The organism is Proteus sp. G2675 (assembly GCF_963886535.1).
Classification (GTDB): Bacteria; Pseudomonadota; Gammaproteobacteria; order Enterobacterales; family Enterobacteriaceae; genus Proteus; species Proteus mirabilis.
Map to the genome: position 1 here is coordinate 15607 of NZ_CAWPCB010000028.1, position 14514 is coordinate 30120.

At 38.7% G+C, this 14514-nt stretch carries 12 protein-coding genes; 9 read left to right on the forward strand and 3 right to left on the reverse strand.

All coding sequences use genetic code 11. From position 1 onward, the window contains the following. Positions 1 to 111: 111 nt before the first annotated feature. Positions 112 to 663 (forward strand): cell division protein ZapC, encoded by a 552-nt coding sequence (locus AACQ49_RS07395; RefSeq protein WP_004244671.1) that lies wholly within the window; start codon positions 112 to 114, stop codon positions 661 to 663. A gap of 266 nt (positions 664 to 929) precedes the next feature. Here the strand turns inward: AACQ49_RS07395 and AACQ49_RS07400 are convergent, their stop codons facing one another. Further along, positions 930 to 2072 carry a YcbX family protein gene (locus AACQ49_RS07400; RefSeq protein WP_004244672.1) on the reverse strand — a complete coding sequence of 381 codons (1143 nt, stop codon included), beginning with the start codon at positions 2070 to 2072 and terminating at the stop codon, positions 930 to 932. Positions 2073 to 2181: 109 nt separating this feature from the next. Here AACQ49_RS07400 and rlmKL point away from each other — a divergent pair, with 109 nt between their 5' ends. From rlmKL to rmf, 7 genes are all read left to right on the forward strand, one after another. Next, the gene (rlmKL, locus tag AACQ49_RS07405) at positions 2182 to 4296 is read left to right on the forward strand and encodes a bifunctional 23S rRNA (guanine(2069)-N(7))-methyltransferase RlmK/23S rRNA (guanine(2445)-N(2))-methyltransferase RlmL (RefSeq protein WP_004247681.1); all 2115 of its coding nucleotides are present in this window, start codon (positions 2182 to 2184) and stop codon (positions 4294 to 4296) included. A gap of 6 nt (positions 4297 to 4302) precedes the next feature. Beyond that, positions 4303 to 6234, forward strand: a complete 1932-nt coding sequence (locus AACQ49_RS07410) for an ABC transporter ATP-binding protein (RefSeq protein ID WP_004244674.1) — start codon at positions 4303 to 4305, stop codon at positions 6232 to 6234. 92 nt (positions 6235 to 6326) lie between these two features. Continuing rightward, on the forward strand, positions 6327 to 7616 hold the full coding sequence (pqiA, locus tag AACQ49_RS07415; protein ID WP_004247682.1) for a membrane integrity-associated transporter subunit PqiA: 1290 nt from the start codon (positions 6327 to 6329) through the stop codon (positions 7614 to 7616). Beyond that, positions 7609 to 9261, forward strand: a complete 1653-nt coding sequence (gene pqiB / locus AACQ49_RS07420) for an intermembrane transport protein PqiB (RefSeq protein WP_004244676.1) — start codon at positions 7609 to 7611, stop codon at positions 9259 to 9261. Before pqiA ends, pqiB begins: the two co-directional genes overlap by 8 nt. Beyond that, a complete protein-coding gene (pqiC, locus tag AACQ49_RS07425) occupies positions 9261 to 9833 on the forward strand; it encodes a membrane integrity-associated transporter subunit PqiC (RefSeq protein WP_004244677.1) in 573 nt (190 codons plus the stop codon). Before pqiB ends, pqiC begins: the two co-directional genes overlap by 1 nt. Before the next feature lie 87 nt (positions 9834 to 9920). After that, the gene (locus AACQ49_RS07430; protein WP_004244678.1) at positions 9921 to 10325 is read left to right on the forward strand and encodes an ASCH domain-containing protein; all 405 of its coding nucleotides are present in this window, start codon (positions 9921 to 9923) and stop codon (positions 10323 to 10325) included. Between the two features lie 488 nt (positions 10326 to 10813). After that, on the forward strand, positions 10814 to 10984 hold the full coding sequence (gene rmf / locus AACQ49_RS07435; RefSeq protein WP_004244679.1) for a ribosome modulation factor: 171 nt from the start codon (positions 10814 to 10816) through the stop codon (positions 10982 to 10984). A 315-nt stretch (positions 10985 to 11299) separates the two neighbouring features. Here the strand turns inward: rmf and fabA are convergent, their stop codons facing one another. Both fabA and AACQ49_RS07445 read right to left on the reverse strand, forming a co-directional pair. After that, positions 11300 to 11818 carry a bifunctional 3-hydroxydecanoyl-ACP dehydratase/trans-2-decenoyl-ACP isomerase gene (gene fabA / locus AACQ49_RS07440; protein ID WP_004244680.1) on the reverse strand — a complete coding sequence of 173 codons (519 nt, stop codon included), beginning with the start codon at positions 11816 to 11818 and terminating at the stop codon, positions 11300 to 11302. Positions 11819 to 11901: 83 nt separating this feature from the next. Continuing rightward, complete coding sequence (locus AACQ49_RS07445; protein WP_135092311.1) at positions 11902 to 13644, reverse strand: AAA family ATPase; 1743 nt, start codon at positions 13642 to 13644, stop codon at positions 11902 to 11904. Positions 13645 to 14008: 364 nt separating this feature from the next. On the opposite strand from AACQ49_RS07445, the gene matP reads away from it, so the two are divergent. Further along, positions 14009 to 14476, forward strand: coding sequence for a macrodomain Ter protein MatP (gene matP / locus AACQ49_RS07450; RefSeq protein WP_036894628.1), 468 nt, complete (start codon positions 14009 to 14011; stop codon positions 14474 to 14476). The last annotated feature ends 38 nt before the right edge of the window (positions 14477 to 14514 follow it).

Here is a 14514-nt window from a genome sequence, read left to right on the forward strand (position 1 = left end):
ATAAAAAAATGAACCCTGTTTTTGTTAGGTGGTATTAAATATTTTATTTAGGTTATTTAATATTGAGTATCAGAGAAAAAAGCAGGTAATAAATCGAAGGGGGAATAATTAGTGATAATAAAACCCGATGATCGCTGGCGTTGGTATTTTGATGACGAGCAACAAAAGTTGATGCTCGATTTAGCTAATGGAATGATTTTTCGTAGTCGTTTTCCAAGTAAAATGCTAAGTGCAACTGCTCATCAATCATCACCTTTTACTGTTGATGATGCTGCTCTTTATTATGGATATGATGAGCAAATCCGCCAGATTGATATGCCTTCTGAGTCGCGAGCAGAATTAGCGTTAAACGCATTAATAGCCCATCGTTTTTTAAAGCCATTAATGCCTAAGAGCTGGTATTTTGAAGTGAGTCATTCATCAACCCGCCCTTATTTAGCTCAAGTGGTGGAAGCCGCATTGAAAGATAGCAATGAAAAAGTGCTTTTTTTAGTGGCGGAAGTGGGAGAGCAAGCCTGTTTATGCTTATTAGCCCAGCCTCAGTTAGCATTATTTGATAGAACACTAACGTTTTGTGATCCACTAAAAATCATGAATGATCGGTTAAGTGAATATCATAAACAGTCTGAGCCAAGATCGTTTTTGTACGAAAAAGTCATCTAATAAAAGAGTAAAAAGGACTTACTCTTTTATTTTCACTTATTGTTTATAATATGCTAAAAACAATTGGCCTTAAACAACGCTTCCTAAAATCAAATCTGCATTATTCTCTTTTTGCAACAAATTTATAAAAGTAAATAAAGTGAGTTTATAGTTAATTTAAAATTGGGTTATTGATGAGATAATTCTTAATCAGCAGAGCGGATCATGCAAAATAAAAAGAAGATAAGGACAGTTTACCTTCTTTTTATTTGTGATAAAGATAAGCGTTATTTTTTATTAAGTGAAAGTTTTACATTGCCTTTAGGAACACAACTACATGCGAGTATTCTGCCAGAACGTTTTATGGCACCTGCTTTTAATGCATTGACATCACCTTCATCTAATTGAATAACACAAGAGCCACAAATCCCCGCACGACAACTATAGGGAATAGCATAACCGTGATTTTCCAGTTGCTCTAACAACACCTCTTGATTATTCCCAGCAAAGCTGATGCCATTAAATTCAATAGTGACAGCTTGTTTTGGCTCTTGAGCGGAGGCTGCTGTAACCGCATTGTCAGTTGCCGGTTCGGTTGTTTGCTCTGTTGTTTGTAAATAAGATTTCGCTTCTTTATAAGCTAATATTTCAACTTTATCCCCAACACGAATAATACCTGATTGGCGAATGATAATATTTTGACCAAAATCCACATCGCCTTTTTCATCTGTACGGAATGTTTGCAGTGTTGCTAACGGTTCTGTGGTAGGATGTTTAATGCCTTTATCGATACTGATAGTGGTCATAATGCAGCGACTGCAAGGCTTGACTAAGTCCATGACGACAGAGCCAATACGGATTGTTTGCCAGCTATCTTCTGCAAAAGGTTTTGCACCTGTGATGATGATATTACCGCGAAATTGCTCAATATTGATTGAAGCTGGGCAACGCTGTTGCAGAGACTGAAATGAGGCTTCATTAATCAATAGATAAGGGTAACCGTCAGCGAACGAAACCGCGGTTTCAGGAGATTTTTTTACTCGACGTGTTGATTTTTCACCCGTCCAGCGAAGTTGTACATCCATGCCTAAATAGCGGCTGAACCATTGATTTATTTCATCTGGGGCAACATAAGCGGTAAAATGATTTCCCCACACTTCAGTTGGTTGTAATGAAGATTGAAAATCCTGATAAGTAATGGCAATTCCTTCACCATCGGGTGCTTGAATATAAATACCATTTGTCATTACAGTGGGAATAAAACACAGCAACAAAGGGTATTTACGTGCGGTGATAAATGTCCCCTCAGGGGTCGTTATCATAAAATCACGATCAAACGTGAAGCCGCTTTCACGGGCAAAGGCTTGAGAAAGACGAGTCCCTTTCATTGATTTTACAGGGTGTATATAAAGGCGTGATACGTTGATCATCAGTGCTCCCAAAAAGGTTTTATTATTTTTTTATCGTCAGTAACTTTATGACAACGTAATACAATTAGCTATAATGCCCAACAATTTTATTTTAGGTGGTAACAATATTATGCGCTCTCTGTTTGCCAGCACAGGCCGAGGTCTGGAAGAATTATTAAAAACTGAACTTGAACACCTTGGTGCCCAGTCTTGCCAGATTACGCAAGGTGGTGTCTATTTCCGTGCTGATGATAAAACCATGTATCAGTCTTTGCTCTGGAGCCGTTTAGCTTCTCGCATCATGCTTCCGCTAAATGAATTTAATGTCTACAGTGATCTAGATTTATACCTTGGTGTGCAAGCAATTGATTGGAGCGAAGTATTTACAGTTAATCATACTTTTGCTATTCACTTTAATGGCACTAATGATGTGATCCGTAATAGCCAATATGGTGCATTAAAAGCGAAAGATGCTATCGTCGATTCATTCCAACGTAAAATAGGGCAACGACCGGATGTTGCTAAGCAATCACCGGATATTCGTTTAACTATACATCTACATAAAGAAAAAGCGTCATTATCTTTAGATCTCAGTGGCGATGGATTACATCAACGTGGTTATCGTGACTTAACAGGGCAAGCACCGCTAAAAGAGAATCTAGCCGCAGCGATTATTATGCGTTCAGGTTGGAAAACCGATACACCATTAATTGATCCTATGTGTGGCTCAGGTACTTTACTTATTGAAGCAGCAATGATGGCGACGGATTGTGCTCCCGCTTTAAATCGAGTCCATTGGGGTTTCCGTCATTGGTTAGGACATAATGAAGCGCTATGGAAAGAAGTCACTCATGAAGCATTTGCCCGCTTCCGTGAAGGTAAAAAGAATACTCAAGCGCGTTTTTATGGTTTCGATGTGGATAAACGTGTATTAGATATGGCAAGAGCCAACGCACGTCGTGCGGATGTGGCCGATTTAATTACTTTTACCCAAGGTGATGCAGCAAAACTGACTAATCCAGTATCCACGGGTGTTAAAGGGACGATTATTAGTAACCCGCCTTATGGTGAACGTTTAGAAAGTGAACCCGCACTCATTGCTTTGCATAGCCAGTTAGGACGAGCGGTAAAAGCCCATTTCCCAGGATGGCGATTATCACTTTTTAGTGCTTCTCCTGAATTGTTAAGCTGTATTCAGTTACGTGCTGAGCGTGAATTTAAAGCTAAAAATGGTCCGTTAGATTGTGTACAAAAAAACTATTTATTATCAGAAACACCTTCGACGATTAATACACGACTGGCGGAAGATTTTGCTAACCGTTTACGTAAAAATGAGAAAAAACTCGCAAAATGGGCAAAACAACAGCAAATTGAGTGTTATCGCTTATATGATGCTGATTTACCAGAATATAATGTTGCGGTAGATCGCTATGGCGAAAAAGTGGTGATCCAAGAGTATGCACCTCCAAAAACCATTAATGAACATAAAGCACGTCAGCGTTTATTTGATGTGATTAGTGCCACCATGGAGGTTTTAGCATTACGCTCTGATCAACTAATTTTAAAAACTCGTCAACGCCAAAAAGGTAAACAACAATATGAAAAAATGGCAGAGAAGGGGGATTTCTTTTTAGTTGATGAGTTTGGTGCCAAATTCTGGGTGAATTTAACCGACTATCTCGATACTGGACTGTTTTTAGATCACCGCATTGCACGCAAAATGTTAGGTGAAATGAGCAAAGGAAAAGACTTTTTAAATCTCTTTGCTTATACCGGTAGCGCGTCAGTCCATGCTGGGTTGGGGGGAGCTAAAAGTACCACAACAGTAGATATGTCAAGGACTTATCTTGAATGGGCTGAGAAAAACTTTCAAGCAAATGGATTATCAGGTAGACAACATCGTTTAATGCAGGCGGATTGCTTACAGTGGCTAAGCCAAAGTAATGAACAGTTTGATGTGATTTTTATCGATCCTCCGACGTTCTCTAATTCAAAACGCATGGAAAATACCTTTGATGTACAACGTGATCATATTGAATTAATGAAACATCTAAAGCGTTTATTAAGAAAAGGCGGAACAATTATGTTCTCAAATAATAAACGTGGTTTCAAAATGGATCATGAAGCATTAGCGAATATTGGGTTAACAGCAAAAGAGATAACACAAAAAACGTTATCGCAAGATTTTGCACGTAACCGCCAAATCCACAATTGCTGGCTATTAAATCATGCTGGTGAGGAATAATTTACAATGCCGTTAATTAGTTTGACTGGGGCTTATTTAGCGTTTAGTGATGCCCCTTTATTAGATAATACAGACTTGTTTATTGATGAAAATGAACGCGTTTGTTTAGTCGGTCGCAATGGTGCCGGAAAATCGACCCTATTAAGAGTGTTAGCCAAAGAGCAGCCCTTAGATGATGGGCAAGTGGTGTATGAACAAGATCTGGTGACTGCACGTTTACAACAAGATCCCCCCAGAGATATCGAAGGCACTATTTTTGATTTTGTCGCGCAAGGCGTTGCAGAAGATGCGCAATATATTACCGAATATCATCGTGTTTCAAAGGTAATAGAAACGGACCCTTCTGAAAAAAATCTTAATCGATTAGCTCAGTTACAAGAAGTGCTCGATAACCGTAATCTCTGGTTATTAGATAGCCGTATTGCTGAAGTACTGGAAAAATTAGGGTTAAATGGCGAAGCTGAGCTTTCCTCACTTTCTGGAGGATGGTTAAGAAAAGCCGCATTAGGGCGCGCATTAGTGAGCGCACCGAAAGTGCTCTTTTTGGATGAGCCCACCAACCATCTAGATATAGAAACTATCTTATGGTTAGAGAAATTCTTAAAGGATTTCCAAGGTAGCATTGTCTTTATTTCCCATGACCGATCATTTATTCGTAATATGGCAACCCGCATTATTGATTTAGATCGTGGAAAACTATCCTCATGGCCGGGAAATTACGATAAATATCTGGAAAGTAAAGAAGAGGCATTGCGTGTTGAAGAGCAACAAAATGCTGAGTTTGACCGGAAATTAGCGCAAGAAGAAGCATGGATACGTCAAGGGATCAAAGCTCGCCGGACTCGTAATGAAGGTCGTGTACGGGCATTAAAAGCATTGCGAGTTGAACGAAGTGAACGTCGCGAAGTATTAGGCAGTGCTCGTATGCAGGTCGAAGAAGCAACGCGCTCAGGTAAAATTGTGTTTGAATTAGAAGATGTTAATTATAGCATCGGTACGCGTAGGCTCGTTCGGGACTTCTCTGCAAAAGTACAACGAGGAGATAAAATTGCCTTAGTTGGCCCTAATGGTTGTGGTAAAACCACACTACTCAAATTGATGTTAGGGGATTTAAAAGCAGATAGTGGTCGTATTCATTGCGGCACTAAATTAGAAGTTGCTTATTTTGATCAACACCGTGCCACACTTGATCCTGATAAAACAGTGATGGATAACCTTGCAGAAGGTAAGCAAGAGGTGATGGTAAATGGTCGTCCTCGTCATGTTTTAGGTTATTTGCAAGATTTCTTATTTCCACCAAAACGTGCCATGACACCTGTTAGAGCACTTTCGGGGGGCGAAAGAAATCGTCTATTGCTTGCTCGTTTGTTCTTAAAACCAAGCAATTTACTTATTCTTGATGAACCAACTAATGATCTTGATGTTGAAACATTAGAACTATTAGAAGAGCTGGTGGATGCTTATCAAGGCACTGTGTTGTTGGTTAGCCATGATCGTGAATTTGTTGATAATAGTGTTACGGAGTGTTGGATCTTTGAAGGTGATGGCGTAATCAATAGCTATGTTGGTGGCTATTATGATGCGCAGCAGCAGCGGGCACAGTCTGTTTCTCTTAAAAATGAAGCGAATAAGTCACGTAATGCACCAGAAAAAACTGAAAAAGAGACTAAACCAAAACAGAACGCCAAAAAGGCTACACGAAGTAACAATAAGTTAAGCTATCATTTGATCCGCGAGCTTGAACAACTGCCCGCTAAACTGGAACGTTTAGAAGAGGAATTAGGTTGTTTACAAGAAGAAGTGGCTGCAGCTGATTTCTTTACACGTCCTCATGAAGAGACAGAAAAAGTGCTAAAAGCATTAGCTGATAAGGAAAATGAACTTGAAACAGCTTTTGATAGATGGCAAGAGTTGGAGATGATGCAAAACGGTGAATAACGTATGCCAACTCATAACGGGGCATAATGCCCCGTTTTAGTCTCTATACTTATTGTTGTTTATTGATTATCAAATAAATGAGAGGTGCCGTTGTGTGTTCGGGTCAACATTCTTGTCATGAAGAACAACATGAGCAAATATTGTGCCCTCAGTGCGATCTGGTAGTGAGTGTTCCTGAATTAGCCCAAGGAACCAAGGCGACCTGTCCACGTTGTCACACTTTGCTAACAGCACGTTGGCGACAACCTTTTTATCAGCCTGTAGCCTTGGCGATTAGTGCATTATTTATGTTGTTAATGGCTTGCCAATTTACTTTTGTCAGTATGGAAGTGGCAGGAATTACCAATAACATTACTTTAATGCAGATCCCAAATGTGATGTTTAGCGAAAATTATGTTGAGCTAGGCGCTTTCTTTTTACTCTTTGTACAAGTGGTTCCTGCTTTCTGCATGATAGCGATTTTACTGCTTTGTACACCCATTAAGCTGCCAAGAAAATTACAAATTTGGCTATCACGAATTCTTTTCCAATTAAAATCGTGGTGTATGGCAGAGATTTTTTTAGCCGGTATTTTAGTCAGTTTTGTCAAGCTAATGGCGTATGGTGATATCGGCTTAGGGTTAAGCTTCCTACCTTATGTACTTTACTGCTTATTACAAATTCGTGCATTTCAATGTTTAGATCGCCATACATTATGGGAAAAACTAGAATCGCGACCCGCTTATCCTAAAATTGAATCAGGTAAAACAGGTTTAAAGCAAGGGGTAAGATTATGTCGTTCTTGCACTGCTATTTTACCGGCTGATCAATATGAATGTAGTCGTTGTGAAGTAAAAGGGTATGCGAGAAAACCTCATAGTTTGCAATGGACGCTCTCTTTCTTAATTACTTCTTTAATTCTTTATATTCCGGCTAACCTATTGCCGATTATGGTGACGGAGTCGCTGGGTAATAATCTTTACTCAACCATAATGGCTGGGGTTATCTTACTTTGGGAAGATGGCTCATATCCTGTGGCAATGGTTATTTTTATTGCCAGTATTATGGTACCTAGTTTAAAAATGGTGGCTATCGGTTGGTTATGCTGGGATGCACATAAAGCCAAAGGAAAACGTGATCCGGCGAGAATGCACTTTCTCTATGAAGTGGTCGAATATGTAGGGCGTTGGTCAATGATTGACGTTTTTGTTATCGCTGTTTTAGCTTCATTAGTCAGAATGGGACGTCTGATGAGTATCTATCCCGATTTTGGTGTAGTGCTATTTGCATTGGTTGTTGTATTAACGATGTTCTCTGCAATGATGTTTGATCCTCGGTTAACATGGGATAAATGTACTGCCGATGATGATAAACCCATGATTAAGGAGCCTAAGGGTGACTGAAAAGAACGATACTGCTTTAACACAAGCAAAAATTAATAAACTGAAAAGCTGGTCTCCAGTTTGGATAATACCTCTTGTTACGTTATTGATAGGAGCTTGGATACTTTATTATCATTTCAGTCATCAAGGTCCTGAAGTCACATTAATAACCTATAATGCTGATGGTATTGAAGCAGGTAAAACTAAAATAAAGAGCCGTAGTGTTGATATTGGCTTAGTCGAAAGTGTGACATTAGATAGTAATTTTAGTCGAGTGATCATCAAAGCTCGTCTCGATAATGAAATGAAAGAACTACTGCGTGCTGATACCGCTTTTTGGGTGGTTAAACCACAAGTGGGAAAAGAAGGTGTCACTGGTTTAGGTACTCTACTCTCAGGTGCTTATATTGAGCTACAACCCGGTTTAACAGGCAAAGAGCAGGATGAATTTAATTTATTGGACTCTCCGCCACTGGCCTCTCCGGATGCAAAGGGGATACGCATTAATTTAGTCAGTGAAAGAGCAGGCCAGCTTAATGCAGGTGATCCGGTATTATTTAGGGGTTATCAAGTCGGCTCGGTTGAGACGAGTGAATTTAATATTGAAAGCCGAGATATGCACTACCAGCTTTTTATCAAAGCACCTTATGACAAAATGGTCACGTCGAATGTTCGTTTCTGGAAAGATTCAGGCATTGCATTTGATATGTCATCATCAGGGGTTCGTGTTGAAATGGCTTCGCTTTCCACACTGTTTAGCGGTGGGGTGAGTTTTGATGTGCCAACGGGGTGGTTACCTGGTGAAGCTATTGCCCCTAAAACAGAATTTAAACTTTATGATAACGAAAAGAGTATTCAAAATTCGTTATATACCGATTACCGTAGCTATATTATGTTTTTCTCTGATTCTATAAGAGGATTACAAGCCGGAGCGCCAGTTGAGTTCCGTGGTATTAGAATGGGTACGGTTGTTCAAGTACCTTATTACACCCAAGAAATGCAACAATCGTTAGATAAAGATTTCCGTATTCCTGTGCTTATCCATGTTGAGCCGGAACGTTTTGCGAATGATGTAGGTGAAAGTTTTGATTTCGTAAAAGAGCTTTCTTCTGCTGCTAAAAATGGATTAAGAGCATCGTTAAAATCAGGCAATCTATTAACAGGTGCGCTGTATATTGATCTGGACTTTTATCAAGATGTTGAACCTTGGAAAGGGCCACAAACTGTTGCAGGATTACCACAAATACCCACAGTCAGTTCTGGTTTAACGCAAATTCAGCAAAAAGTGATGACTTCATTGGATAAGATCAACAATCTTCCTGTTGAGCCAATGTTGAAAGAGATGACTGCGACATTAACCGAAAGTCAAAAAGCGGTTGCTGAAGCGAAGGAAACTCTGAAATCATTAAATGCTATGATTGGTAGTGATGACTTCCAAAAACTGCCTAATGATATTCAACAGTCATTAAAAGAGATCAATCGCAGTATGCAAGGTTTCCAACCTGGCTCACCGGCATACAGTAAAATGGTTGATAATATGCAACGCTTAGATCAAGTGCTCAGAGAGATGCAACCGCTATTGAAGACCTTAAACAATAAGAGCAACGCATTAATTTTTGAAGCACAACAAGGTAAAGATCCTGAACCAAAGAGGGCTGAAAAATAATGAAATATATTATTGGGATCGCGGTATTGATGCTGACGGCTTGTTCAAGTGTGCCTGATAAAGCTTATTATCAATTACCTGATGTTTATCAAGGTGCAAATAATAAGGTTGTTACAACTACTGAGAGCGCAAAGCAAGATCAGATTTGGGTTCAGCCTATCCGTTTATCTGATATGTTAGTTAACACGGGCATTGTCTATCAAACCAGTGATATCAATTATACCGTTGCTAACCAACATTTGTGGATAAACCCGCTTGATCAACAGCTACAGCAAAATCTGGTTGTGGGATTAGCAAAAGAATTCCCTAATCGAGTGGTCTCGACACAACCTATTGAAGATAAACTTGCTAAATTGACTGTCAATGTTAATTATTTTCAAGGTCGATATGACGGCAAAGTGATTATTGCTGGTGATTGGATCTACACTCAAGGCAATAAAGTGATTAGTCAGCCTTTTTCTGTCGCGTTAACACAAACGGAAGATGGCTATCCGGCTCTGGTACGTACGCTAGGGGAAGGATGGCAGAATGTCGTCGCTGAGATCGCAAAAACAATTAAATCACAATATTAATTGTTTTATACAGTAATATAGGAATAACCAATGCCTGACTAAAATCAGGTGTTGGTTTTTTATTCGAGATAACGAGAGAAAAATCTCATGCTGGAATTGATAAAAAAGAAATACCCTACAGCGATTTGTTGGTCTTTCGGGGATAATCCGCAGCTTGCTGATGAACTTGCACAACTTGTCGTTGAAAGAAAAAAAACAGCAACATGTAGCTCATTAAGTGGTTTTTTTAGTGATCCAGTCACGCCAACAATTGGTGGTTACAATATTATTTTAAATAGCCATGGGGTTCCTATTTGTGTTATCAGAACACGCTCTTTAACATTGGTACGTTTTTCTGAAGTCACAGAACAGTTAGCGCGTAAAGAAGGTGAGGGTGATCTAAGCTTGTCATATTGGCAACAAGGACATAAAGAATTCTTTATGCGAGAAGGCACCTACTCTCCAGATATGGAATTAATATTTGAAGAATTTGAGTTAATAGAGGTTTTTTAGTTAACAGGCTTCATATTTGTCGATAACTTAAGTTATATCATTAATGTTGCTATGGTTATTTGGCATAAATTTTATTTTTACTACTGTGAATAGTAGAAAATAGGCAATTCTAATAGGATTGTTATATTGACATAAATTGAAAAAAATCGATTATTTATTTTCAAGCTATTGTTTTTATTATTTAGGTCAGAAATCGGATCTTTAATATTATTTTTTTATAAAAATAAATAAAAATCAGCTTGTTATGATTTGCTTTATGTCTTTTATTAATAAATACAAATAGATATAAATTATTTAATTATATTAAATATAATTAATTGTAATCTAAGGTGATTTAAATAGGATCCAGCTTAGTATCACAAATATGACAATTATATTAATTTCTTTACTTGCTTAAATCCTCAATAAAGCGTATCAATTTATAGTGGTTGTATGAAAAACAATCATTATCTTTCCGCTTAAACTTAGAACGTGAGGGTTGTCTAAATATGAAAAGACAGAAACGAGATCGTTTAGCTAGAGCATTATCGAAAGGTTACCAAGCCGGTATGCAAGGTCGTTCAAAAGAGCAGTGTCCCTATTTTGCCATTGATGCACGTTCACATTGGCTAGGAGGTTGGCGACAGGCCATGGAAGATCGCCCTGGGCTTGCAAAATAAATAACCCGTCGACGTGATACTGCGGACACCTGTGTTATCGCAAATATTATCACCAAGATTTAATTGATAATCAAAAGAGGGTTATTTATGCATATTCCTATGAATAACTTGAACATAGGACAATTTGAATATAAATAACAACTGTGAATTGGAAATAAAAAGGTCTACCGCGGTAGGCCTTTTTATGTTGTAAAGTACGGTAGGGCGAAAACTTGCCAAGTACTCTTATCTGAGATACCACCATACCACCATAAAAGAAAAAGCCTAATCTCATCGAAGAGAATAGGCTCTTATCTATCTATGTGTAATATTGACTTAAAATGCTGAGGTATCTTTAAATAAGCCGACTTTTAAATCTTTGGCTTCATAAATCAGTTTACCATCAACATAAACTTCACCGTCAGCAATACCCATAATAAGCTTACGATTGATAACACGTTTGAAATCAATTTTATAGGTGACTTTTTTGGCTGTTGGTAGAATTTGTCCAGTGAATTTCACTTCACCCACACCCAAAGCTCGGCCTTTACCTTCACCGCCTAACCAACCTAGGTAGAAACCTACCAGTTGCCACATTGCATCAAGCCCTAAACAACCCGGCATAACAGGATCATTGACAAAGTGGCAATCAAAAAACCATAAGTCTGGCTTGATATCGAATTCTGCTTCGATAAAGCCTTTATTATGGGAGCCGCCATCTTCAGTCATTTTAATGATGCGATCCATCATTAGCATATTACCTGAAGGCAGTGGTGGGCCATCTTGGCCAAATAATTCACCACGGCCTGAAGCAATGAGGTCTTCTTTAGAATAAGATTCGCGTTTATCAACCATTGTTTATATAGCCTTTATCAAGTGTAAGATAACAGAATAGCTTACACTTGTACGCTGAACAACTCCGATCACTTGAAACAGAATTATCTGAATAAGCGTAGGAACCAAGGTAACTTAGGCCTATCCTGATTATTCGCTTGTGTTATTCGATCATGAATAATAGCTAACAAGTGTTCATTTGATTGTGGATTTTCACATTGTTCTTCGTAATAAGGCTGATGTGTTAGCAAAGTAATTGCTTCTGCAACATGGACAACTGGCCAAATATGGAATTTATTTTCTTTGACGGCTTGTATCACGCTCTCGTTTAAAACCAGATGTCGCACGTTCGCCAGCGGTATAATAACCCCTTGTGAGCCTGTTAATCCTCTTTGCTGACAGATATCAAAAAAGCCTTCAATTTTTTGATTAACACCACCAATAGGTTGTACCTGACCAAATTGATCTACGGCACCGGTTACGGCGATTTGTTGATCAATTGGGTGTTGTGACAATGTACTAATTAGCGCACATAATTCTGCTAGTGAGGCACTATCACCATCTACTTCACCGTAAGATTGTTCAAAAACGACGGAAGCACTAAAAGGTTGTGGCTGATCTAATCGTAATTCAGAATTTAAGTAGGCTTGCATAATCATCATGCCTTTTGCATGGATATTGCCACCTAATTCTGCTTTTCGTTCAATATCGACCAGTTCGCCATCACCAATATGAGCCACACAGGTAATACGAGTTGGCTCGCCAATTAGATCGGGATAACCGGGATAATCTAAGACAGAAAGACCGTTTATTTGGCCTACCATTTCACCTTCAGTGTGAATAGTGACTTGGCCTTGTAATATTTCATCACGGCTTCGTTCTAATAAGTAGCTATGTCGCCATAAACGATTTTCTTGCGCTTTTTTAAGCGCCTCAGCATCAAGATAAGCGTCATGATTAAAACGCATGGCATAACGCAATTGGCGTAATATGAATTCAAGATCGAGAGATAAGATAAGCTGATCTTCATGCTCTCTTGCGCCCTGAGTCAGTAATACTTGCCAAGCATCAGCAGATAATGAAGGAAGACGATATTTTTGGCAAAGTCCATTAACAAAACCACACCATTGGCTCAGGGCGGTTTCATCTTCTAAATACATATCGTATTCATATTCGCCATATAGTGCCGTACTGCTGATATTAGGCTCCATAAACTCAAGCTCTTCTAAGCTTAGGCGATCGCCCACTAAAATAACACGCAAGTGAAGGGGCATGGCTTCAATAGGCAAAGGAAGTGCTTGATGGTCATTCCACACTAACCATTCAAAGCGTTGCTCTTCAACCATCTTTTTCAGTCGGAACCACATTAAAGGTTGTGCTAAGAGCGTTTTAATGGATAAGACTAAAATACCACCATTGACTTTATGCAACAGTCCTGGGTTAACGAGGAGCTTATCTTTATGATAATAAAATGAACCAAAAAGTTGTTCTGGCTCTATCCATTGGCAACAAGCAATAGATTCTGATGATGAAAATGAGCCTTCTACATTTTCTTGCCAATAAATTTGATTAGATTCAGCTTGATAGGCACCTACAACAGGATAAGTTTTTATCTCTGCTTGTTGTAATGTATCAGCGAGTGTTTCGAAATAAGCAGTAGAATCTTCTGCTTTTAACAGCATAAATTGGCCTGCTTCTGCATTATTTAGCCACTGTAAGCTTTCATATAAGCGAGGTTGAACCTCACGAAGTGAAGATGCAGGCAATTGCGATGCTGTTTGAAAGAAAGTCTGGTAGGAGGCGTAATCTGGGCGTAACGCCTGCCATTCTAATTCGTTGTTTTTCAAGGTTACCGTTTTTATTATTGAGTAGTGAACATGGAAGTTAACATAAAGCGTTAATAGCTGGTATCTATCCTGCAATAAGACAGCTATTGACAGTTATATTATGTCTATACTTTTGGCCGGGAATATACGCTGCCATTACTTTTGCTATAACCTATTAAATTGAATGTATTGTTTTATTATAGCGACGCACGATTCTATCACAACGTGGTTAGAAAACTATCCCTTCTGACATTTGTCGGTGGGAGGTAACAAAAGCTACTTATCTTTTTTGGTGATAATTTAAGCAAAAATATTCGGTTTAAGGCAGTTTTTTGGCAAAATTGTTGATATGCTAGTATATAGTTACGTTGTCACGGTGATTTGTATGAAATATCAACAGTTAGAAAATCTAGAATGTGGCTGGAAGTGGGCTTATTTGGTAAAAAAACATCGCGAAGGTGAATTAATCACCCGTTATGTTGAAAAAAGCGCCGCCGATGAAGTGGTTGAGCAACTATTACGCCTTGAATCTCAACCATTAAAAGTGCTTGAATGGATCAACTTACATATGAACCCTGAGTTATCGAATAGAATGAAGCAAACTATTCGTGCTCGAAGAAAGCGTTATTTTAATGCTGAACATCAGCATACGCGTAAAAAATCTATCGATTTAACTTTTAAAGTTTGGCAACGCCTATCAGCACTATCTCAGCGCCGAGGTTTGACATTATCAGAAACGATTGTCCAGCTTATCGAAGATGCGGAGCGAAAAGAGCAGTATGCACTAAAAGTACATCACCTAAAAGATGGCCTAATTGAGTTACTAGAACGAGACAAACAGAAAAAAGAGTAGAATGACGATAGTGTTGTTTATTATCGAGAGATCATCAG